This is a genomic window from Nonomuraea sp. NPDC050540 (assembly GCF_044457485.1).
Taxonomy (GTDB): Bacteria; Actinomycetota; Actinomycetes; order Streptosporangiales; family Streptosporangiaceae; genus Nonomuraea.
Genome location: NZ_JBITHA010000024.1, coordinates 24,251 through 46,473 on the forward strand (window position 1 = coordinate 24,251; position 22,223 = coordinate 46,473).

Annotated in this window: 15 protein-coding genes; 7 read left to right on the forward strand and 8 right to left on the reverse strand. The window is 71.5% G+C overall.

Annotated elements, in window-relative coordinates; all coding sequences use genetic code 11:
• Positions 1 to 52 precede the first annotated feature (52 nt).
• Positions 53 to 2,302, forward strand: a complete 2,250-nt coding sequence (gene secD / locus ACIBI5_RS48280) for a protein translocase subunit SecD (RefSeq protein ID WP_397257607.1) — start codon at positions 53 to 55, stop codon at positions 2,300 to 2,302.
• Here the strand turns inward: secD and ACIBI5_RS48285 are convergent.
• Together ACIBI5_RS48285 and ACIBI5_RS48290 are read right to left on the reverse strand one after the other, a co-directional pair.
• Positions 2,299 to 4,614 carry an alpha-L-rhamnosidase C-terminal domain-containing protein gene (locus ACIBI5_RS48285; protein WP_397257609.1) on the reverse strand — a complete coding sequence of 772 codons (2,316 nt, stop codon included), beginning with the start codon at positions 4,612 to 4,614 and terminating at the stop codon, positions 2,299 to 2,301. The genes secD and ACIBI5_RS48285 overlap by 4 nt on opposite strands.
• Entirely contained in the window at positions 4,595 to 5,935 is a 1,341-nt protein-coding gene (locus ACIBI5_RS48290; RefSeq protein WP_397257610.1) for an MFS transporter, read from the reverse strand. Before ACIBI5_RS48290 ends, ACIBI5_RS48285 begins: the two co-directional genes overlap by 20 nt.
• A gap of 60 nt (positions 5,936 to 5,995) precedes the next feature.
• Here ACIBI5_RS48290 and ACIBI5_RS48295 point away from each other — a divergent pair, with 60 nt between their 5' ends.
• Positions 5,996 to 7,141, forward strand: a complete 1,146-nt coding sequence (locus ACIBI5_RS48295; protein ID WP_397257611.1) for a PucR family transcriptional regulator — start codon at positions 5,996 to 5,998, stop codon at positions 7,139 to 7,141.
• A gap of 304 nt (positions 7,142 to 7,445) precedes the next feature.
• Here ACIBI5_RS48295 and ACIBI5_RS48300 read toward each other — a convergent pair whose 3' ends face one another.
• Positions 7,446 to 8,216 carry a tyrosine-protein phosphatase gene (locus tag ACIBI5_RS48300; RefSeq protein ID WP_397257612.1) on the reverse strand — a complete coding sequence of 257 codons (771 nt, stop codon included), beginning with the start codon at positions 8,214 to 8,216 and terminating at the stop codon, positions 7,446 to 7,448.
• On the opposite strand from ACIBI5_RS48300, the gene ACIBI5_RS48305 reads away from it, so the two are divergent.
• On the forward strand, positions 8,215 to 9,003 hold the full coding sequence (locus ACIBI5_RS48305) for a hypothetical protein (protein WP_397257776.1): 789 nt from the start codon (positions 8,215 to 8,217) through the stop codon (positions 9,001 to 9,003). The two genes, ACIBI5_RS48300 and ACIBI5_RS48305, sit on opposite strands and share 2 nt — an antisense overlap.
• Positions 8,897 to 9,247 (forward strand): tyrosine-type recombinase/integrase, encoded by a 351-nt coding sequence (locus tag ACIBI5_RS48310; protein WP_397257773.1) that lies wholly within the window; start codon positions 8,897 to 8,899, stop codon positions 9,245 to 9,247. The genes ACIBI5_RS48305 and ACIBI5_RS48310 overlap by 107 nt, the downstream gene beginning before the upstream one ends.
• A gap of 252 nt (positions 9,248 to 9,499) precedes the next feature.
• On the opposite strand, the gene ACIBI5_RS48315 is transcribed toward ACIBI5_RS48310, so the two are convergent.
• From ACIBI5_RS48315 to ACIBI5_RS48325, 3 genes are all read right to left on the reverse strand, one after another.
• Positions 9,500 to 10,276 carry a methyltransferase domain-containing protein gene (locus ACIBI5_RS48315; protein WP_397257614.1) on the reverse strand — a complete coding sequence of 259 codons (777 nt, stop codon included), beginning with the start codon at positions 10,274 to 10,276 and terminating at the stop codon, positions 9,500 to 9,502.
• A gap of 191 nt (positions 10,277 to 10,467) precedes the next feature.
• Positions 10,468 to 10,644 (reverse strand): hypothetical protein, encoded by a 177-nt coding sequence (locus ACIBI5_RS48320; protein ID WP_397257616.1) that lies wholly within the window; start codon positions 10,642 to 10,644, stop codon positions 10,468 to 10,470.
• Positions 10,645 to 10,786: 142 nt separating this feature from the next.
• Positions 10,787 to 11,794 (reverse strand): hypothetical protein, encoded by a 1,008-nt coding sequence (locus tag ACIBI5_RS48325; RefSeq protein WP_397257618.1) that lies wholly within the window; start codon positions 11,792 to 11,794, stop codon positions 10,787 to 10,789.
• A 588-nt stretch (positions 11,795 to 12,382) separates the two neighbouring features.
• On the opposite strand from ACIBI5_RS48325, the gene ACIBI5_RS48330 reads away from it, so the two are divergent.
• Together ACIBI5_RS48330 and ACIBI5_RS48335 are read left to right on the forward strand one after the other, a co-directional pair.
• Positions 12,383 to 12,583 (forward strand): EF-hand domain-containing protein, encoded by a 201-nt coding sequence (locus tag ACIBI5_RS48330; protein WP_379618390.1) that lies wholly within the window; start codon positions 12,383 to 12,385, stop codon positions 12,581 to 12,583.
• Positions 12,584 to 12,646: 63 nt separating this feature from the next.
• Complete coding sequence (locus ACIBI5_RS48335; protein WP_397257620.1) at positions 12,647 to 13,813, forward strand: helix-turn-helix domain-containing protein; 1,167 nt, start codon at positions 12,647 to 12,649, stop codon at positions 13,811 to 13,813.
• Here ACIBI5_RS48335 and ccrA read toward each other — a convergent pair.
• Positions 13,779 to 15,104, reverse strand: coding sequence for a crotonyl-CoA carboxylase/reductase (ccrA, locus tag ACIBI5_RS48340; RefSeq protein WP_397257622.1), 1,326 nt, complete (start codon positions 15,102 to 15,104; stop codon positions 13,779 to 13,781). The two genes, ACIBI5_RS48335 and ccrA, sit on opposite strands and share 35 nt — an antisense overlap.
• Positions 15,101 to 20,881: an SDR family NAD(P)-dependent oxidoreductase gene (locus tag ACIBI5_RS48345; protein ID WP_397257624.1), complete on the reverse strand. Its 5,781-nt coding sequence runs from the start codon at positions 20,879 to 20,881 to the stop codon at positions 15,101 to 15,103. Before ACIBI5_RS48345 ends, ccrA begins: the two co-directional genes overlap by 4 nt.
• A gap of 188 nt (positions 20,882 to 21,069) precedes the next feature.
• Here ACIBI5_RS48345 and ACIBI5_RS48350 point away from each other — a divergent pair, with 188 nt between their 5' ends.
• Entirely contained in the window at positions 21,070 to 22,167 is a 1,098-nt protein-coding gene (locus tag ACIBI5_RS48350) for an alpha/beta hydrolase (RefSeq protein ID WP_397257625.1), read from the forward strand.
• The last annotated feature ends 56 nt before the right edge of the window (positions 22,168 to 22,223 follow it).

Consider the following 22,223-nt stretch of genomic DNA (forward strand, 5'->3'; position numbering starts at 1 on the left):
CCGGCCGAGGGGCCCGTAGTGCCGCCTCGGCGTCAAGCCTGTGGAGGCTCCCATGTCACGTGCGCCCTTGTGGCGCGCGGTGGCGGCGCTGGCCGTCATCGCGACCTCTTTGTTCCTGGCGTTCACCATGTCGCCGCGGCTCGGGCTCGACCTGCGCGGCGGCACTCAGCTCGTGTTCGAGGCGAGGGACTCGCCGACCGTCAAGGCGGACGCCGCCGCCACCGACCGGGCGCTGCAGGTGTTGCAACGCCGTGCCGACGCGCTCGGCGTGGTCGATCCGACGCTGGTCCGCTCGGGTGAGAAGCGGATCATCGTCGAGCTGCCCGGCGTGCTCGACCCGCGCAAGGCCGCCGACGTGATCGGGCGGACCGCGCAGCTGTCCTTCCACGCGGTGCGGGGCCTCGACTCCTCCGGCAAGGGGCTGCCGGACGAGTCGGGGCAGAAGCTCACGCTCGGGCCCGCGGTCATCACCGGTGAGGGGGTGACGGACGCCGGTGCCCGTACCGATCCGCAGCAGGGGCCCGGCTGGTTCGTCACCGTCGACTTCCGCGAGCCGGGGCCCTGGCAGCAGCTCACCGGGGCCGCCGCCTGCGAACCCATGGGCGACCCCAAGCGCCGGGTCGCGATCGTGCTCGACAACAAGATCATCTCCTCGCCGGAGGTGGTCCAGGAGACGCCGTGCCGGGCCGGCATGCCCGGCGGGCGTACCTCGATCACCGGCAACTTCGCCGCCCAGGAGGCCACCGACCTGTCCGTGCTGATCAAGGGCGGCTCGCTGCCGGTGCCGCTGGAGATCGTCGAGCAGCGGACGGTCGGCCCCACGCTGGGCGCCGACGCCATCGCGGCCAGCGCCAAGGCGGCCGTGGTCGGCGTGGCGCTCACCGCGCTGTTCATCATCGTGATATACCGCCTGGTCGGCCTGCTGGCGGCGCTCGCCCTGGCCGCCTACGCGCTGATCTCCTACGCGGCCCTCGTCGCGCTCGGCGCGACCCTCACGCTGCCCGGCCTCGCCGGGTTCGTGCTGGCGATCGGCATGGCCGTCGACGCCAACGTGCTGGTCTTCGAAAGAGCCAGGGAGGAGTACGGCGCCGCCGGCGCGACCCGCGTCAAGGGCCCCAAGGCTCGCGGTCTTGGCCAGGCGCTCAACCGGGGCTTCAAGAACGCCTGGAGCGCCATCGCCGACTCCAACGTCACCACCCTGCTCGCCGCCGGTCTGCTGTTCTGGCTGGCCTCGGGCCCGGTGAAGGGGTTCGGCGTGACGTTGTCGATCGGCGTGCTGGCCTCGCTGGTCTCCGCCATGCTGATCACCCGCGTGCTCGCCCACTGGATCATCGACCGGGTGCCGCCCAAGGTCTCCGGGCTCGGCTCGGTCGGCCGGATCCGACTGTGGCTCACCGCGCGCAACCCCGACCTGATGGGCCGGCGCAAGCTCTGGACGGCGGTCGCGGGCGGGCTGCTGGTGCTGGCGTTCGCCGGGCTGGCGGTACGCGGGCTGAACTTCGGCGTGGAGTTCACCGGCGGGCGGATCATGGAGTTCGCCACGAGCAAGCCGGTCGGCGCGGACACCGCCAGGAAGCTCGTCGCCGACGCCGGCTTCCCCAGCGCCGTCGTGCAGTCGTCGAACGACGCCATCTCCGTGCGTACCGGACAGATCTCCGCCGACGAGGCGGCGAAGATCCAAGGGGCGCTGGGCGAGGTCACCAAGCAGCGTGACGAGCTGATCGGGCCCTCGCTCGGCGAGGAGCTGCGGCGCAACGCGCTGATCGCGCTCGGCGTGGCGCTGGCCGCGCAGCTCGTCTACCTGGCGGTGCGCTTCCGCTGGACGTTCGGGGCGGCGGCGGTGAGCGCGCTGTTCGTGGACGCCGTCCTTGTGCTGGGCGCCTTCGCCTGGATGGGCAAGCCGATCGACGGCGTGTTCCTGGCGGCGATGCTCACCATCGTCGGCTACTCGGTCAACGACAAGGTGGTGGTCTTCGACCGGGTCAGGGAGATGTGGACCGCCCAGCCGAAGACCTCCTTCGCCACGGTGGTGAACGGCGCGATCCTGCAGACCGTGCCCCGCACCGTGAACACCGGGCTCGGAGCCCTGTTCATCCTCGCGGCCCTGGCCGTGTTCGGCGGCGACTCACTGCGCGACTTCGCGATCGCGCTGCTCATCGGCATCGTGGTGGGCACGCTGTCGTCGTCGTTCGTGGCCGGGCCCACGGCCATCGCGCTGGAGCGCCGCAGCAAGCAGCCGCCGCCGCAGCCGCCGCGGCCTCGCGCCCGCCGTGCCCGCGAGGGTTCGGGCGCGGTGGTCTAAGGGCGCACGATCTCCACCGGCACGGGGGCGTCCACCTTGATCTCCGTGCCGTGGACCTCGACCTCGATCAGACCGTGCGGCGAGGGTACGGCCCCGCGCGCCCAGGCCAGCTCACCCAGCCTGGGCGCCACCCGCACCCTGGTGTAGCCGGGCTCGGCCGGCGTGATCCCCAGGGTGTGGACGAGCAGGTCGCGCGCGGGCGTGGCGGACCAGCCGTGGCAGTAGGAGCCGCCGTCCCAGCACTCGCGGAACGTCCCGGCCTCGGTCAGAGCGGTCCAGTCCCGGCAGAGCCCGGCGATCCGGTCGGCGGCGCCCAGCAGGGCCAGCGCGTCGTGCACGACGTAGCGGAAGAACGGCTGCGCCCCCACGACCCGCCGGTCCACGTCCCAGTCGGGGGCTGGGCGCAGGCTGACCGGGTCGGTGGAGATCGGCCCGTCGCGGTCGGCGCCGCGCGCGCCCATCGGGCTGCGGGTGAACATGGCCCGCCGGTCCAGGAGCAGCTCGCGGACCGCCGGGCGCCGGGAGGCGGGTACGAGCCCGGCGCACACCGCCGCGGCGGCCGTGTGCTCGCTGACCGACCCGCTGAGCAGGTGGTCGCGGTAGGCGCCGCGCCGTACGTCCCAGAAGACCTCGAAGCCGCCGGCCAGCGCGGCGTGCAGGTCGCGCGCCCACCACGCGCGGCCGAGGTCGCCGAGCCACTCGGCCATCTCCGCGAAGTCGGCCAGCGCCCGGCCCCACAGGGCGTTCAGCGCGGCGCTGGTCCCGCGCACCTGGACGGGCGACCAGTCGATCAGCACCCAGCCGGTGACGTCGTGCAGCAGCCCGTCGTCACCCCGGAACGGCAGGAACCAGCGCAGCACGCCCTCCGCGCTCGCCAGCAGCCCGGCGACGAGCGAGCGGTCGCCGGTGTAGCGGTAGAGGTTGTGCACGGACCTGATCCAGTGCAGTGACCAGTCGGGGATCGTCGGCAGGTCCTGGGCCGCGAAGTCGCCGGCGACCACCATCGGCAGCATCCCGTCGGGGCGAGGCTGCGCGGCCAGCGCCGGGTGGTGGCGGGCGAGGCTCCAGTCGGGGTTGGCGACCAGGTCCACGGACTGGTGCACGACCGAGTCGCCGGTCCAGGCCCGCTGCTCGCGGGTGGGGCAGTCGATGTAGGCGTCGTGGGCGGTCAGGTCCACGGTACGCAGCGCCGCCAGGAACACGGCGTCGAGTTCGGGGTCGGAGCACGCGAAGTACGGCCCCGCCGGGCGCGGGCGCAGCCGCTCGACCACCTCGACCGAGGCCACCTCGGCCCCGCCGGTGACCTCCAGCACCGCGTACCGGCCGCCGACCGGGTCGGTCATCTCGAAGACGTCGTCGTGGCCGCGCAGCGTGTAGGCGAACCGGTTGGCGATCTCCAGCCCGGCCGGGGTCACGACCTCGGCGACCGCGCCGCCGACCGTCGCCCCCGCCTTCCCGCGTACGGCCAGCCGCAGCGTCCCGCTGACCACCTGCCCGAAGTCCGCCACCAGGCCGGGACCGAGGTCGGCCTGCCGTACCGAGGAGGTGAGCGGCGGGATCGGCCGGGGACGCAGCGCGCCGAACGGGTCGGAGGGCGGGTGGGAGTCGGGGTTGCCGCCGACCACCGCCCGCGCCTCGATGACCCGGACGGGCCGCCAGAAGCCGTCGTCGTCGTGGGCGGGCCGCCCGGAGCCGTCGTCGTGGGCGGGCCGACCGGAGCCGTCGTGCCAAGGGCCGTCGTGGCAGGGGCCGTCGTCGTGGTCGGGCAGTGTCCAGCCGGGGTCGAGTTCCCTGGCGTCGAAGACCTCGGGCAACTGCGAGAGCAGGTGGTGGCTGGGCTCGGCGGGGGTCCAGGCGGCCGGTTCGTGGCACGACCAGGTCTCGTCGGTGACCAGCCACTCCTTGCCCAGCCGCAGCTCGGCGACCAGGCAGCCGCCGCCGAGCGTGAAGGTCGGCGGCGACGGTTCCCACCAGGGGGTGGCGTGGCCGTAGAAGCGGGCCAGGACGGCGACGGCGTTGCGGCCAGGGCGTAGCGCGGGCGCGGCGTCGCCGGTGTCGTAGTACAGCGTGCGCGGGCCGTGCCGGACCGGTCCGCGGGCCAGTTCCGTCCCGTTGACGTAGAGCACGTACCGGGAGTCCGCCGTCACCCGGAAGGGCGCGGTTTCCGGGACCTCGTCCAGCGTGAACACGCGCCGGAACAGCACCCGCCGGTCATACGCCTGCGGCAGCAGCGAACCGCGCGCGGCGGGGCGGATCGTGGGGCGGGGCGACCAGATCCACTGGCCGCGCCACCTACCGGGCGGAAACCGCATCGGACTCCCTCCGCTGGGCCAGCTCACCGGCCACGCGCGTGGCCAGCTGCCGGGAGATGGGGTAGAGCGCGAACAGCGCGGCGGCCAGCAGCGCCAGGCCGCCGGGCAGCAGCGACTGGGCCAGCACGATGCCGCGCAGACCCTCGGCGGTCTGCTCCTGCCCGGCCAGGTAGCCGGTCATCGCGAGCGTGTAGCCGGTCAGCGCCGCGCCGATTCCGCCGCCCGCCTTGGCCGCGAACGAGCCGAGCGAGGCCATCGCGCCCTCGACGCGGTGGCCGTGCCGCCATTCGACGTAGTCCACGAGCTCGGCGACGATCACGTAGATCATGGTGAGCGCGCCGCCGCCGCCGAACGCGGTCACGCCGAGGGCGACCAGGGCCAGCGGCCAGCCCGTGGCGGGCACGGCCAGCAGGGTGCCGATCGCGACCGCCTCCAGCACCAGGGCGCCGACGAAGGTGGCCTTGTAGCCGGAGAAGCGCGCCAGCCAGGGGAAGACGATCGTGCCGAGGGCCGTCGGGACGACCGTGGCCAGCGCGGCCACGGCGATCAGAGCGCGGTCGCCGACGAAGTACGTGAAGTAGTAGGCCATCCCGGCGCTGCGTGCCCCGCCGGCCGCGGTCAGGGCGATGACCGTGCCGAGCAGGATGATCACCGCTTTGTCGGCCAGGAGCATTCTGGCCAGGTCGCGCCAGCCGTACCTGTCCTGGCGGACCGGTGTGACCCGCTCGCGCACCCTGGTCGCGGCGAGCGAGGTGAGCAGGAGCGAGACCACCGCCAGGCCGATCACGAACGCCGGCCAGCCGATCCGGTCGGCCAGGGGCAGCGCCGCCGCGGTCACCACCGCGCCGCCGAACAGGTAGGAGAACGCCTTGATGCCCGAGAGCTGGCGGCGATCACCAGGATGCGTGGCCATGGCCGGGATCAGCGAGTTGAGCGGGATGTCCATGAGGTCGAAGGCGAACCCCCACAGCAGGTACGCCACCCAGATCGCCACCAGCGGCGCCGGCGACAGCGCCGGAGCCAGGAACAGCGCGACGAAGCTGAAGGCGCCGATGGCCCCACCGACCAGCAGGTAGGTACGGAACCTGCCCCACCGGGTGACCGGCAGGTGGTCGACCACGTAACCCATCACCGGATCGCTGACGCCGTCGACGATGCGCGCGACGAGGAACAGCGTGCCCACCGCGGCGGCGGCCAGCCCGATCTCGTCGGTCAGGTAGATCAGCAGGAACGAGTTGATCGTCGTGCTGAACACGATGTTGCCCACGTTGCCGGCGAAGAAGCCGGCCTTCTCCGCGAGGCCTACCCTGGGCGTTGTCATGCGTTACATAGTTGAATGGGTGGACCCCGGAATCCATTGGAGAGATTCGCAGAGTTCATTGTGACCGATGACAAAGAGCTGACGATCGGCGGCGTGAGCGTGCACCGCCGGCTGGCGCACGAGCGGGCCCGGCTGGCCCGCGAGCTCGTCGCGCGGATGCTGGCCGACGTCGAGCACTACCGCGACCTGCCCGCCGGGGAAGTGGCCCACGACATCGTCACGCTCGTCGAGGAGAACCTCCTGGCGCTGTCGCGGGCGCTGCGCGAGCGCACGGTGCCCGCCGAGCCGGGCGGCCGGGTCGCCGAGACCGCGATCAGGGGAGCCGAGCAGGGCATGCCGCCCGGCGCGCTCATCGAGGCCTACCACCTGGCCTTCGCCGAGACCTGGCGGGCGCTGACCGCTCGGGCGGAACCCGGCGACCTGGCCGACGTCCTGGCCTGTACCGAGCTGATCCTCGCCTACACGCGGCGGGTCACCGAGGTGGTCACCTCCACCTACTTCGACGAGCGCGGCCGCCTGTCGGCCGAGGAGCGCGACGAACGGCACCGCCTGCTGTCGGCCCTGCTCAACGGCGAGCACGTGGACGGCCTGGCCCCCGCCTACACCGTCCTGTCGCTGTCGGCCGGGGAGGGCGGCGCGGTCGCCACGCGGCGCAAGCTGCACCGGATCGAGCGTGAGCTGGAGGCGTTCGCGCCCGGCACGCTCTTCGACCGGCCCGCGGGCGCCGCGCTGCTGCCCTGGTCGGGGCCGTGGGAGCGGCTGGAACTCCTGGTGGGACGGCTGGCGGAGGCGGGCCGCGGGCCGGTGACCGCCGCGGCGGCCCACGCCACGCCCCCGGAGGTGCCCGAGCAGGTGCGGCAGACCCGGGAGGTGCTGGACGTCGTGGGCTGGTTCGGCCGCGGGCCCGGCCTCTACCGGCTGACGGACGTGCTGCTGGAGTACCAGCTCACCCGGCCGACCGCCGCCTCCCGTGAGCTGGCCGCGCTGCTCGATCCGCTGGACGCGTACCCGGAGTTGCTGCGCACGCTTGAGGTCCACCTGCGTCACGGGCGGTCCCGCCGGGCCACGGCCGAGGCGCTGCACCTGCATCCCAACACCGTGGACTACCGGCTGCGCAGGGTGGCGGCTCTGACCGGGCTGGATCCGGCCGGGGACGCGCATGTGCAGCGGGTGGGGGCGGCGCTGGCGGCCAGGATGAGCCGCTAGGCCGTGCTTCAGCACCCTGTCGCGCGCGCCGGATTGTCTGTGCGCGGACCTACGCTCTTCCTCACGTGTCACTGCCTAGGCTGACCCGGTTCGAAGACCTCGACCTCGGCGGCAGCCTCAGCCTGGTGCGCGACCCGCTGCCGGATTCCGGCCGGCTGCCCGCCCTACGGGTCCTCGGTCTCAGCGGGTGGCGCACCGGACACGCTCCCGTCCGCGAGCCGGCGACATCTTCCTGCGGGAGCTGCCCGCTACGGCGCCAAGCCCTCACGCGGCTTCCACACCATGCTCCAGTGGTGGGTGAGTCTCAGCGGAGGTAGAGGTCGTGGAGGGCTTGGAGGTCGGTGTCGGTCAGGCCGAGGCCTTGCCGTACATAGCCCGAAATATCGCCGTATGTGGCTTCGATCTGGTCGAAAGCGGCGTTGAGGTAATCCTCGCGGACCTCAAGCAGCGGGCGGACCAGTTCGCGGTCGATGCCGTGTTGGGCCGCCAGGGCGTAGACGCCCACGGCCAGGGCCTCCAGGTGGGCGTTGCTGGCCAGGTAGTCGGCCATGACGGTCTCGCGGTCCACGCCCAGCAGGGTGAGGAGCAGGGCGGCGGCCCAGCCGGTGCGGTCCTTGCCGGCGGTGCAGTGGAAGAGGGTGCCGGGCTTGGCGAGGGCGCGCAGGAGGTCGGCGTAGGCCTCGTGGGCCTCCTGGGTGGTGATGAAGGAGCGGTAGACCTCGACGATGAAGTTCTCCGCGGCCCGCGGTGAGCGCAGCGCCTCCGCCTGGTCGGGTGAGGTGAACAGGGAGGCGATGTCGGCCCCGTGGCCGCCCCCGCGCTGCACGTCCAGCACGAGGTAGGTGATGCCGTCGACCAGGCGGTCGGGCTGCTCGGAGCGTTCGGTGGAGGTACGCAGGTCGCACACGAGCCGCACGCCGGCGTCGTGCAGGCGGCGCTGGTCCTGCTCGTCGAGCCGGTCGAGGGCCCCGGCACGGAAGGCCAAGCCGGTGCGGACCTTCCTGCCGTCCCTGGTGGCCTGGCCGCCGACGTCGCGCAGGTTGGGCGCGGAATGGATGACGAGATTTTCCCCCATGAGATCTGACCCTAGCCGGATATTTCCGGCCTGCGCCCGCGATTTTCAGGCGGACAAATCCGGCTTGCGCCCGCGACCCCAAGCCAAGGCTTCCGACCTGTGCCTGCGACCCAAGCCGAGTTACGCCTATGCCCTGCTGCGGTGGTGGTGGCTGCAGGCCGTGGCAATGGATTGGAACCAGGCCACGCCAGCCGAAGCGCGCGACCTGGTGCTGTGGCTGAAGCAGGCCGCGAAGCTCCGCCGAGCGAAGCGCACCAAGTCGGCGGCGACGGCAAGCACGGTCAATCCGTTCACCCAGAAGATGCACCTCAGTGACCAGTACGCGCCGAACACCATCCGGCACTCGAACGCGGTGGTGCGCTCGTTCTACGAGTTCTGGATCGAGGCGGGCCAGGGCCCGCTGGTCAACCCGGTCCAGTTGGCCCGCCGCGACCAGCGGGCGAACGCGCACCACAACTCCCTTCAGCCCTTCCGGCCCGAGGGGCGGCTGCGCTCCAACCCGAAGATCCCCAAGGCCAAGCCGCGGGAGATACCTGAGCAGCGGTGGCGTGACCTGTTTCGGACGCTGGGCTCCAACCGGGACAGAGCGATCCTGGCCATCGCGGTGAGCAACAGCGCCCGCGTCGGAGCTGCTCGGCGTTCGGATGGCCGACCTGGACTTGGGCGACCAGCTCGTCCGCGTGGTTCGCAAGGGTTCCGGTGCCCAGCAGTGGCTTCCGGCGAGCCCGGACGCCTTTACGTGGTTGCTGCTCTATATCGCCGACCTCGGCGTCCAGCTCCGGCCTGACGAGCAGGTCTGGCAGACGCTGCGCCGCCGTGACCGCGGCGACGGGCTCCGGCGGCACCCCCTGAACTACGAGGCGCTGCGGGGTGTGTTCCGGCGGGCCAACGCCATGCTGGGCGCGAACTGGTCGATGAACGATCTGCGTCATACCGCCGCGCTGCGGATGACACGCGACGAGAAGCTCTCGCTGCGCGACGTCCAGGAGATCCTTGGGCACGCCCACCTACCACGCAGATCTACCTGGTAGAAGACCAGGCCGCGGTGATCCGCCGCGTCCAGCAGCACCTCGCCGAGCGCGAGCAGCGCGCCCACGGTCATCACGAGCGCGCAACCGGGCACGACGAGCGGCGAGCGGGTCAATTGCGTGGGCGGATCACATCCCTCTGGGAACATTCCGTGAGCGCCGACACACCGCCGACGACTTCCACAGGCCCCTGTGAGTGGGCCACGCCGGCGAACTCAGCCAAGCGCGGCACGGCACGACGCGACCCACGCAAACTCACTGCGCACGCCAGTGACGTGGCTGGCGTGCCTCGATAAGGAAGCGATGATCGCGTGTTACGAAGGCGCCCTCGGCGCGGATGCGGTCATGAAGCCGGCGCAACGCGCCGTCGTAGCGGGCAATGTCGAAGTCGCGAATCTGCCAGGGAACAGCGCACAACTGAAAGACGACAGCAGCGATGTCGTGAAAGACATAGTCGATCATCTCTTCGCGCGCGTCCACCACGTCCAGCCCGTGACTCTGCAGGCGCTCCACCGCGATGGCCAGGGTCCAGCCGTCCGGATCCGCAGGAGGTGGCGCTCCCAGGGCATTGTTCAGAGCCAGGCTGTTCCGGCTGCCCACCTGCTGCGTGAGCAGCCGACCGTTTGGCACGAGAACGCGGGCCACCTCGGCCGCGTTCAACCCGCCGTGCCTGTTGAGCACAAGGTCGAAGACGACGTCGCGTATCGGGATTCGGTTGGCCGCGCCGCCCAGCACCACGACCCCGTACGGCCGCAGCCGTTCGGCCGCGACGGGGATGTTGGGCCGCCACGCCTCCGTCGCGACCATGTGCCGGGGCAGCGGAGCAAGCGAGGCCAGGACCTCGCCTCCACCCGTGTCGATGTCCAGCGGTCGGCGCGCCGCCGCGAGGAGCTTCGAAGCCCGGCGGGAGTAGGACCACGGTGGCCTTCCGCCGCTTGTCCGCCCGCGCAGCCAGCTGAAGTCCCAGCCCGGCCCTTCCGCACCGACAGACGCCGCGATGGCCTGCTCGATGAGCATGTCATAGTTCGGCACGCGGCAAACGCTAGTGAGCGTCGCCGGAACCGGCTACTCGATTACGAGGTCTCCTCGTAGTGCGAAGCTGGAAAGGCTCAAGATCCATTTGACTGGTGCAGAGAAACTTCGAAAAGCGAAAAGTCTCGATAGGCACCTGCGGCCGGGCATTCGCCTCACCCTGCGTCCATGAACACGCATGTGTCAGATGCTCACTCCTGAGGCCGGACCCCGCCCAGCGGACCCGCCTCGAGGAGATCCGCGACAACCTGCACGACCGCATCGCCGAAGCTGAGCGCGAAGGCTGGCTCGGCGAGGTCGAAGGACTCCAGACCAGCCGGGACGCCGCGGCCAGAAAGCTGGTCGCCCTGGACCGGATGCGGGGACACCAACCCACCCTTCCACCCGGGGCTATCAGCCTCCCCATCATCGTGGAGACCCGACAATGAGTACTGCCTCGAAGATTGAGTGGACCGAGACCACCTGGGACGAGATGCCCACGTTGATCGGTCGTCAAGGATGAGCAGCGCATCAGGACTCTCCAGGGGAAGGCGGCAGCTTCACTCCAGGCGTCGAGGTGGGCAGGTTCACGGGTGGCGTTGTCCAGACGGACACGTTCGAGAAATCGAGTTCTGCACCCTCGATCCGGGCGTCTGCGAAGTCGACCTTCCCGCCGGAGAATTCTGCGTCGTCGAAGCTGATTCGCCCGGCTTTGAAGGTTGTCCCGGTGAACAGCACCTCGGTCCCGATGAACTTGCATCTCAGGAAGCCTGGGTCCGCGCCGAACACCGTCTTCAGCAAGGGGCCGCCGCCTGCCATCTGCTTCGAACCGAAGTCGACCTTTCCTCCGCTGAAGGTGCACTCACCGAACCCTCCGCTGAGGAGCTCGGCACCCCAGAACGTGACCTCGCCGCCCGCGAACTCCACGCGCCAGAAATTGGCTCCGCCTCCGTGGCAGCGAAGCCCGAGGAAGTCGGTTTTCCCTGCCACGAACTTCGCGTCGCGAAAGTTCAGGAAGCATCCCTCCGGAACCACCGCCCAGGAGAAGTCACCCCCATCAAACACCGCGCCGCGGAGATCGAAGTAGCAGTCATGCCAGAGAGGGCCTCGCGCGTCGGGGTTCAGATGGTCACGGATGATGTCCATCGCCGCGTGTCGGACGTTGCGATGTTGGGCAAAAGCGGTCTGCTCAGCGGCGGATGCGTCAGGCCCGGGATCCGGCTGATAGGGCATCCGCAGGAAGCCGCACAGGACATTGATGCAGGTCTGCCGCTGTTCAGGCCAGTCGTCGGCAAGGGCCGCCATGGCATAGACGCCGGCCAGCTGAACCGTTGGCTGGTCAATGCCGATTTGGGACGCAGCGGAGCCGAACCGCTCATTAAGGACCCGATCTCGTTCGCGATCCTCCTTGGCATGCTCCAGCTTCGATGCCGCTTCAGCGACGAGCTGCCGACGATAGGCAACCACCAGGGCAACGACTCCGCCCACCCCAGCGATCACCGCGAACGACAACTTCACGACGTCGAGGAGTGTTGCCAAAGGCAACCCTTGTGTCCTCTCCAAGTACGGAAATCCCAACAAGAAGAGGGCAAGTACGACCAGGCCCGTTGCGCTCACCGCCGCTACCAGAACGGCACCGATCAGTACCGCTCCGAGCCGGATCAAGTTGAGCCTGGCGGAACCCCGAACAGGCTTTCGCCACCACCGCTCAAACCGCCGCCGAGGACTCAACACCCTGCAGAGGGTCGCATCGGCGGCACTGGGAGAAAAGGCCCGATCTCAGTCTTAGTTCAGAAAAGATTCCTATCGCGAAGGTTAGATCAACCCTCGATCCAAGGAACGCGCTCTAGTCCGGGAAACGGGTGGGGGCGCGGCCGGTGGGTCCGGGTGGGGGGCTCGGCCGGCGGTGAGATTCTCCATGAGCGCCGGGACTCGACCACGGCAGCCCGGAGGCGGCCCTTCTCTGGTCGCCCTCCGGGGCCCCCGATCGTGTCCGTGGTGGCGTGTTCGAAGGGGGGATCGGTGGGGTAGGCGTGGTCCCTCGACAAACGCCTGCAAGTCGTGGCATTTATCGACTCGCTCCGCCGATTCGCCACTAAGGTCTGACCCGACACAGGAGGAACATCAATGAACGACTACGAGGCGACCTTCAAGCTGATCGACGCCGACAACGACGGGCTCATCTCGCCCGAGGAGTTCGTGCGGCTGATGGAGATCATGGGCCAGCCGGTCACGCTCGAACGCGCCGAAGAGGCAGTCAAGCAGCTGGACCTCGACGGCGACGGGCTGATCAACGTGCGGGAGCTCGGCACCTTCCTCGAACGGTGACAAAAACAAGCACTTGCTACCCACTCTTCTGACGCATCAGTCACAATGGCGTCGGGAGGGACCATGGCCATCAGGAGCGACACCCGGACGCCCGCGGACGTCGTGACGACACTCCGGCAAGGCATCGGCCGGGTCTCCACCGAGGTGATCGAGGAGATCCAGGCCCGCATCCCCGAGTACGCCCGCCCCTCGGACGAGGTGTACATCAAGGTCATCCGGATGGCCGTGGAGCAGGCCATCTACGGCTTCCTCGACCGCATCGAGAACCCCGACGCCGCCTGGGACCCCGAGCCGTTCCGCATGATCGGCCGGGGCGAGGCCGCCGAAGGCCGCAACCTCGAACCCCTGCAGACCGCGCTGCGCCTCGGCGCCCGGGTGGGCTGGCGGCGGCTCACCGAGATCGCCGAGCCGCTCGGCCTGTCCCCCCAGTCGCTCTACGACCTGGGCGAGGCCATCTTCGTCTACCTCGACCAACTCGCCGACGCCGCCGCGGAGGGCTTCGACGAGGCGAAGGCGCACGCCGCCGGAGAGATCGAACGCCGCCGCACCCGCCTGCTCGACCTGCTGCTCAGCCGGCCTCCCGCCGGTCAGGAGGCCATCGCCGACCTGGCCAAGGCGGCCGGCTGGCGGCTGCCCAAGACCGTGGCCTGCGTGGCGCTGGGCGACCAGCACGGCGCCTACCGCCGGCCCGCGTTGCCGCCCGACGTGCTCACCGGTCTTGAGCGTGCCCATCCGTGCCTGCTCGTGCCCGATCCACGCGGACAGGGCCAGGCGATGGACGTCGCGCTGCGGGGGTTGAAGGCGGCGATCGGGCCCGCCGTACCTCTTGCTTCGGCTTCGACGTCGCTACGGTGGGCCAGCGAGGCTCTGGAGCTGTCCGCGCGCGGCGTGCTGCCGCGCGGGCTCCTGAGGTGCGCCGACCACATGGCGACGCTGGTCGTGTTCAAGGACGAGGAGCTGGTCGACGCGCTGGCCGAGACGCGGCTCGCGCCGCTGGCGCACCTGCGGCCCACCCAGCAGGACCGCCTCGCCGAGACGTTGCTGGCCTGGCTGCGCCATGGCAGGGGCGCCGGCGAGGTGGCCGCGCGGCTGCACGTGCACCCGCAGACCGTCCGCTACCGGCTGCGCCAGCTGGAGGAGCTCTACGGCGACCAGCTCGCCGACCCCGACATCCGCTTCGAGCTGGAGATCGTGCTCAGGGCGCGGCAGGCGCTCGGCGGAACAACCTGAGCCGTTCCTCCCCGATCCGCTCCCGCAGCGCGTGATCCTCGACCCCGAGGTCCTCCCCGGGCGCGAGGGCGAGCACCCCGACCTTCCCGACATGCCGGTTCGTCTGTACGGCCCGCGCCGCCTCCCCCGCCCGCTCCAGCGGATAGACCCGCGACAGCGTCGGATGCACCATCCCCAGCGAGATCAGCCGGTTGACCTCGTGGCACTCCTGGTAGTTCGCCCCGTGGGAGCCGATGATCCGCTTGAGCTTCATCCACAGGTGCCGGTTGTCGTAGGCGTGGTCGTAGCCGCTGGACGACCCGCAGGTCACCACCGCGCCGCCGCGCCTGGCCACGTAGACCGAGGCCCCGAACGTCTCCCGGCCCGTGTGCTCGAACACGATCCCCGGATCCTCCCCCACCAGCCTGCGCACCTCGGCCCCGAGCCGCCGCCAGTCCTTCTCGTCGGCCAGATCCTCGAACCCCGACCGGTCGATCACATGCTCACACCCCATGGCGCGCAGCAACTCGCCCTTCTCCGGCGAGCTCACCACCCCGACCGGGATGCCGCCCCCGTTCTTCACGAGCTGCACGCCGTACCCGCCGAGCCCGCCCGTCGCCCCCCACAACAGCACGACGTCCCCCTGCCGCATCCGCGCGCCGCGCTCCCCCACCAGCATCCGGTACGCGGTCGCGGCGCACAGCAGGTTGCAGGCCGCCTCCTCCCAGCTCAGATGCCGCGGCTTGGCCAGCAACTGGGTCGCCTTGACCACCGCGAAGTCAGCCAGCCCGCCGAAATTCGTCTCGAACCCCCACGCCCGCAGGTCCGCGGCCAGCATCCCGTCGTGCTGGGCGATCGGGTCCTCACCGTCCACGTACGCGGGCCCGGTCACCACCCGGTCGCCGACCTTCCACCGGCGTACGGCCGCGCCCGTGCGCACGACCACACCCGCCGCGTCGGAGCCGAGGACGTGCGTGGACAGGTCATGGCGGGGGTCGGTGCGGCCCAGCCGTTCCAGGAAGGCGAAGGTCGGGACCGGCTCGAACATCGCCGACCACACCGTGTTGTAGTTGATCGCACTGGCCATGACCGCGACCAGCACCTCGTCGGGGGCCAGCTCCGGCATCGGCACCTGGCCCACGTGCAACGACAGCCGTACGTCCTTGTCGGTGTCGGCGTTGGTGTGAGTTGCCGCCTTGAACATGCCGACCTCGTCGCGGTGGACGTAGGCGGCACGGTAGGTGGGGGGCACGTCCAGGCGGGCCAGTTCCTCGGGCGGCGCGCCGGCGGCCACGGCCTGTGCCAGGTTCATAGCAGGTCCTCCAGATGGGCGGCGACGAACTCGACGTGGGGCGGGTCCAGAAGGTTGAGATGGTGCGAGCCCGGCACCTCGACGATCTCCAGGGCGGGGCTGAACGGCGCGAATCCCCTGGCCGGGTCGTCGTGGTGCAGGTAGCGCGGGTCCTCCACGGCCCAGGGGGTGGGTTCCGTGCTGCGGTACAGGACCACGCGGCCGGTGTGGACTCCCGGGCGGTAGCGCTCAATGGCGCGGGTGTCCTCGTGGGAGGTGATCTGGTGGCGGAGGATGGCCGGGCTGAGCATGCCCAGGACGCCCGACTCGGCGATGCGCGCCTCGGCCAGGTCCAACTGCTCCTGCTCGTCCAGCGCGGTCAGCTCGTGCCTCTCCAGCCGAACCCGCACCCCATACGTTTTCCCGAGGTATCCCGCGAAGTCCACATATCTCCGGGCATGGAGCAGCCGCCTGTCCTCCTCCGGCACCACCTCGGGCAGCCCGGAGTCGATCATCACCACGACCTCGCAGTCGGCGCCCAGCAACCGCCCCGTCTCAAACGCCAGAATCCCCCCGAACGACCACCCTCCCAGCCGGTACGGCCCCGGCCCGGTGCGCCGGATCTGCTCGGCATACCGGGCCGCACGCTCAGGAATGCCCAGCTCAGGATCGTCAATTCGCTCCAGCCCGAAGACCGGCCGAGCCAGCCGAGACGCCAGCAACGTGTAGACCCCGGTCGTCCCCCCGGCCGGATGCCCCAAAAACAACGCCCCCCGAACCACCCCGGCCCCACCCAGGCCCGCCCCTCCCCCGACCACCTCGCCCCTCGGCACGACCTGCCCGAACTGCCCGGCGCTGCACCCGGCCGCCTCTTCCCACCCCGCGTTTCCCCGGGTCTCCTCCTGGCCGGCCGGCGCGGGCCGCTGCGCGGGCGCCCTCGTCATCGTGGGCTCCCCAGGGTTTTCCGAGGTCGCCGGGTGGGTTCGGGCGTGGTGGTTGAGGGGGCGGAGGAGGGCGCGTTCCGCCTCGACCGAGTCCACCGCCCTGATGGCGTCGGCCAGGTCGCAGATCCGCGCCTCGGGTGTCCCGACGGTGACGACGCGGCTGCCCACCTCACGCCCCAGCACGTCCAACGCCACCGGCACCACCTCGGGCGGCACGGTGTCGGTGACCGAAGGCTCGTACCCCATCAACCCGGCCAGCACCCGCACCACCTGCCGCTCGGCCGCGTCCCGGGGCCCGATCACCCGGGCGGGCACCCCGGTGACCGCCGCGACCAGCTCTCCGAGCGTCCCCCCGTTGAGCAGCGGCGCCACCGGCACCACCACCCCGAAGTCGTACTCGATCAGCCCCCGCAACCGCGTGGCCGCCAGCGAGTCCAGCCCCAGCTCGGTGAGCACGCTCCCGTCGTCGAGCCGCCCGGAGTCAACTCCCAGCACCGCCGCCGCCCGTTCCCGAACCCGCGCGGACACGTCCCCGCCCGCCTCCGCCGCCCCTTCCACCACCTCCGAGAAGTACGGCATGCGCCCAACTTCGGGAAACGCCGCCACCGCCGCCCCTGCATCCAGCTTGACCACCCCGGCCGAACACCCCCGCAGCAGCAGCGCCTCCAGCGCCTCGATCCCCTCGTCCAAGGTGAGCGCCTCAACAGCGGGCAAGGCGGAGGCCCCCGCCCAAGTCCCCCAGTTGACGGAGACGGCCACCGCCCCCTCCGCCCGGCGCACCTGGCAGAGCGCGTCCAGCCAGGCGTTGGCGGCGGCGTAGGCACCCTGCCCCGGCGAACCCAGCAACGCGGCCGCCGAGGAGAACGCCACCCACCAGTCCGCCCCCCGCGTGGCCTCGTGCAGCCGGAGCCCGCCGGCGACCTTCCCGTTCCACACCCGGTGGAGACTGTCAGCGTCAAGATCGGCCATCAGCCGGTCGTCGAGCACCCCTGCCGCGTGCACCACCCCGCGCAGCCGTAGTCCGCCCTCGGTAGCGGCCTCGACCAGCCGCTCCGCCGTACCGTCCTCAGCCAGATCCCCCACGACCGCCACCGCACCGGCCGGCAGCCGAGCTTCGGGTGCCGAGCGGCCGTTCAGCACGATCCGCGTGGCCCCCCGGCCGGCCAGCCACCGCGCGACCGCCAGCCCAAGCCGCCCGAACCCGCCCGTCACCACATACGCCCCCGGCCCCACCACCGGATCCCCGCGCCCAGGCCGAGCGGGCGGCAGTTCCAAACGCCTGAGCCGGGCGGCGTAGCGGGTGCCGTCCCGCCAGGCCACCTCGTCCTCGGCGTCGTCACAGGCCCGTTCCCGGTCCAGAACGGCGAGGTCGTCCACGTCCACCAGCACGGCCCGCAGTTCCGGACGCTCCAGAGCCAGTACCCTGACCAGTCCCCGCAACGACGCGGGCCCGGGATCGGGTTTCTCCCCTTCGAGAACGGCCTGCGCCCGCCGGGTCACGATCGTCAGCCGTTCGCCCGGGGACGCCTCGCGGGCGATGCGCAGGATCAGCTCCCGCGAACCCGCCGGGTCCAGCCCTCGCGGCACCACGAACACCGAGCGCGCCCCAGAGCCCCCTTCGCCAGGAGGCGCCTCGACCCAGGCCCGCTCGACCAGCTTGTCCTCCAGCCGCGCCGGAACCTCGTGCGGCGGGATGTCGCGGATCTCCACGCCCTCCAACGTCCCGTCCGCCCCCACCCGCCGGACCCTCTCCACGCCCTCTGCCGCCGGGCCTGGCGTGAGAGCGGCGGTGCCGTACACCTTCCAGATCCCGGCGGCGTCCTTGGCACTGACCCGGACGACCCCGTCGGACAGCGTCACCGTGACGCGCGCGGGCAGCGGCAGGAGAGCGTGCAGCACCACGTCGTGCAACGGCACCGCGCCGGAGACCTCGCGGACGGCCGCGTGGGCGAGGCGGGCGACCACGGTGACCGGCAGTACCGGGCGGCCGTGGCGGTGCCAGGTGGCGGGGCCGAGGCGCCACGGGGCGTCGGACAGGTCGTCCAGGGTGGTGTTCCACGCGTGGCCGTCAGGGGTCTCCACGTGCGCGCCCAGCAGGCGGTGAACGCCGTCGGCGGCTGCCGCGGCGCGGCGGTGCGGCGCGACCCAGTGGCGCTCGTGCCGCCAAGGCGCGTGCGGGACGTCCACGATCCGCCCGGCCGTCCTCGGCGGGACGGCGGCGGCCACCGTCGCCACCTGAGCGTAGAACTCCCCATCGTCCTCGCGGCGAAGCGAGTGGGTGACCAGCACCCCACCGCCGCCGGTGAGCGTGTCGTGGAGAGCGGAGGTGAGGAGGGGATGTGGGCTGATTTCGGTGAAGACGGTGAATCCGTCGGCGGCGGCGGCGCGTACCGCCTGGGCCAGGCGCACCGGCCGGCGTACTCCGGCCGCCCAGTACGCGGCCTCGAAGACCGGCACCTCCCGCGGGTCGTCCAAGACCGTCGAGTAGTACGGCAGCGCCGGCTTACCCGGATCGATCCCGGCCAGTTCCTCCCTGATCAGCGGCAACAACGGCTTGACCTGCGGCGAATGACCGGCGCCTTCGGCTGTCAGCGTCCTGGCCAGGCGGCCCGAGGCGGCGATCTTCGCGGCGAACTCCGCCACCAGGCCCGGGTCACCGGTGATCACGGTCTGGCGGGGTGAGGTGTGGACGGCGATGTGAAGGGTGTCCGGGATCTCGTCCGCCGCCGCCTCGACGATCGCCATCGCGCCGCCGCCGCCGAGTGTGCCCAGGAGCCGGGCGCGGCGGCAGATCACCCGGATCGCGTCGCGCGGGCTCAGGCCACCGGCCACCACCGCGGCGGCCACCTCGCCCATCGAGTGGCCGATCACGGCGGCGGGCCGGATGCCGTAGGCCCGCCAGAGCGTCGCGAGGGCGATCTGGGTGGCGAAGATCAGGGGCTGGGCCTGGGCGACGCCCTCGGGGGCGGTCCAGGGGTCTATGCCCGCCTCGGCTCTCAGGAGCGGCGCCAGGTCGTCGAGGGCGGCCCGGTAGGCGGGTTCCGTCTCGTAGAGGTGGCGGCCCATGTCGCGCCACTGCCCGCCGTACCCGCTGAAGACCCACACGGGACCCGCGCAGACGGGTGGCAGGGCGAACGGACGGGCGGTGCGCAGGCCCTGGGCGAGTTCGCCGGAGGTGGCGGCCACGACGGCGGCGGCGGTCCGGCCGCGTCCGGCCCGCCTGGCCAGCGTGTGCGCCACGTCCTCCCATACCCGGTCCTGGCCGACGACCCATTCCGCCAGGAGTTCGGCGTGGGCCTTCACCCGGTCCGCGCCGACGTCGCTGATGGTGAACACGTGCTTCGCCGTGTCGGGCGCGAGGACGGTGGCGGGCGGGGCGGCGGTGAGGGCTATGTGGGCGTTGGTGCCGCCGAAGCCGAACGAGGACACACCCGCCCGAGGCCATGGCCAGGGGGTGGGTTCGGTGACGACGGACAGGCGCTCCCACGGGATGTGCGGGTTGGGGGTCGTGAAGTGGATGCTGGGCGGGATGACGCCATGGTGCAGCGCCAGGACGGTCTTGATGAGGCCGGTCACGCCCGCCGCCGCCTCCAGGTGGCCGAGGTTCGACTTGGCCGAGCCCAGCAGCACCGGCCCGCCGGGGAACGCGGCGGCCACGGCCGCGGCCTCGATCGGGTCGCCCAGGTACGTGCCGGTTCCGTGGGCCTCGATGTAGGCGGGTTCGGGGAGGCCGGCGTGCACCTGTCTCAGCAGCGACTCCTGTGCCTGCGGGTTGGGGGCGACCAGGCCGTTGGAGCGGCCGTCCTGGTTGACGCCGGTGCCGGTGATCACGGCCAGCACGCGGTCGCCGTCGCGCAGCGCGTCGGGGAGCCGTTTGAGCACCACGACGCCGCAGCCTTCCGCTCGGACCATGCCGTCGGCCGAGGCGTCGAAGGCGCGGCATCGGCCGGTGGGCGAGGTACCGCCGCCCTGGTCGAAGGCCATGGTGATGATCGGCGACAGCAGCAGGTTGACGCCCGCCGCCACCGCCAGGTCGCTCTCCCCGGCGCGCAGGCTGCGTACCGCCAGATGGGTCGCCACCAGTGAGGACGAGCAGGCGGTGTCCACGGCCAGGGAGGGTCCGTGCAGGTCGAGCAGGTAGGACAGGCGGTTCGCGGCGATGCTCAACGCCGCCCCGGTCGCCGTCCAGGCGTCGACCTTGGCGGGGTCGGCGGTGGTCAGATAGGCATACTCGTTTCCGGAAATACCAACAAATGTCCCGGTACGGCTCCCGCGCAAACCCCGAGGCGCGATGCCGGCGTGCTCCAGCGCCTCCCAAGCGGTCTCCAGCAGCAGCCGGTGCTGCGGATCCATGACAGCCGCCTCACCGGGCGCGATGCCGAAGAACGCGGCGTCGAACCCGGCCACATCCGCCAGGAACCCGCCATGCCGGGTCGTCCTTGCCAGCGCCTCCCCGGCCGAGGCGGAGCCGTCGTCGAAGGGCGCCCACCGAGAGCCGGGCACGGTCCCGACCGCGTCGCGCCCGTCCATGAGCAGCCGCCAGAACTCCTCCGGCCCGTGCGCCCCCGGCACCCGGCACCCGACTCCGACCACCGCGACCGGCTCGTCCGCCGCGCGAACATGTCGCTCTCGTAGAGGAGGCTCGGACAGGGCGCGGACCAGCTGGTTCACGGTCGGGCTCGCCCAGACGAGGGTGGGGCTGAGGTCCCGGCCGAGCAGTTCCGACAGCTCTCCCGCCACCGCCACGGCATCCCTGGACGACAGTCCGTACTCCTCCAGCGGCCGGTCCGGATCCACGTCCTCGCCGGCCAGCCGGGCCGCGAGCCGTTCAAGGAGAAAGCCACGGACGTCCACGTGCGCTCCCATGCTGCCGGGGTGATCGGCCAACCTACCCAGGAGGCCGGGGCCGGGGGCAGGCCCGTGCCGAACATTCCTCCGGAGCGATTTATCACGCGGGTGACAACTGGCGGGCCGATTCGTTGCCGCGGGTTCATAGCCCGCCCCCGCGCGGAGCCCTAGCCTCACCGGCGGAGGAACCCACCATGCGATCGCGCGCCCTGACGGCCTTGGCCATCACGTTCGTCCTCGCCGCCGGCGCCACGCCCGCGATGGCCGATCCCGACTGGTCGATCGTGCCGGAGGGCGGGCCGACGAAGGCGCCGGCCGTACCGGAGAGCGCCCAGCGAAGCGTGCCCTGGCAGAAGGCGCTGCCCGGCAGCGCCCGGGTGGTGCGCGAGCGGTGGCTCGGGCCGCGCACGCTGGACATCCTCATCTCCTCGCCGTCGATCGGGCGGATGACGCCGGTACGCCTGCTGCTGCCCAAAGGCTGGTCGAAGTCGGCGAAGCGGACCTGGCCGGTGCTGTACCTGCTGCACGGCGGCGCCGACGACTACACCTCCTGGACCCGGATGACCGACGTCGCGGCGTTCACCGAGAACGTGGACGCGATCGTGGTCATGCCGGAGGCGGGACGGGCGGGAAACTACTCGGACTGGTACAACGGCGGCCGCGGCGGCACCCCGAAATGGGCCACCTTCCACACCTACGAGGTACGCCGCCTGGTGGAGATCGGCTACCGGGGCGGCACGCGGCGCGCCATCGCGGGCCTGTCCATGGGCGCCTACGGCGCGATGAAGTACGCGGCCCGCTACCCCGGAATGTTCCGCTTCGCCGGCTCCTACAGCGGCATCCTGGCCACCGAACTCCCCGGCATCCCCGAGATCATCATGAACGCGCAGGCCAGCGAGAAGCAGAACCCGAAAGCCCTGTGGGGCGACCCGGTCAAGGACAAGAAGATCTGGGCGATGAACGACCCGATGGCGCTCGCGCCGGGCCTGAAGGGTACGAGCCTGTACATCTCCAGCGGCACCACGAGCTTCCTCGGCCCGCTGGACCCGCCCGGCTCGCCCTGGCATCCGGCCCACCTGGGCGAGCCGATCTCGGCGTACACGGCGAAGGCGCTCTCGCGGCGGCTGAACGGGCTCGGCATCCGGCACACGCTCAACCTGTACGCCAACGGGACGCACACATGGCCGTACTGGACGAGGGAGTTCAAGGCGTCGTTCCCGATGATCCTGGCCGCGCTGAGAATCGGGAAGGGCGGGGCCAAGGACGGCTGGCAGCTCTCCAGCGGTCGTTGACCCCGCCCGACGCCGCCCGGCTCCGGGCATCCGCCGTGCGGCGTCATCCCCCTTCG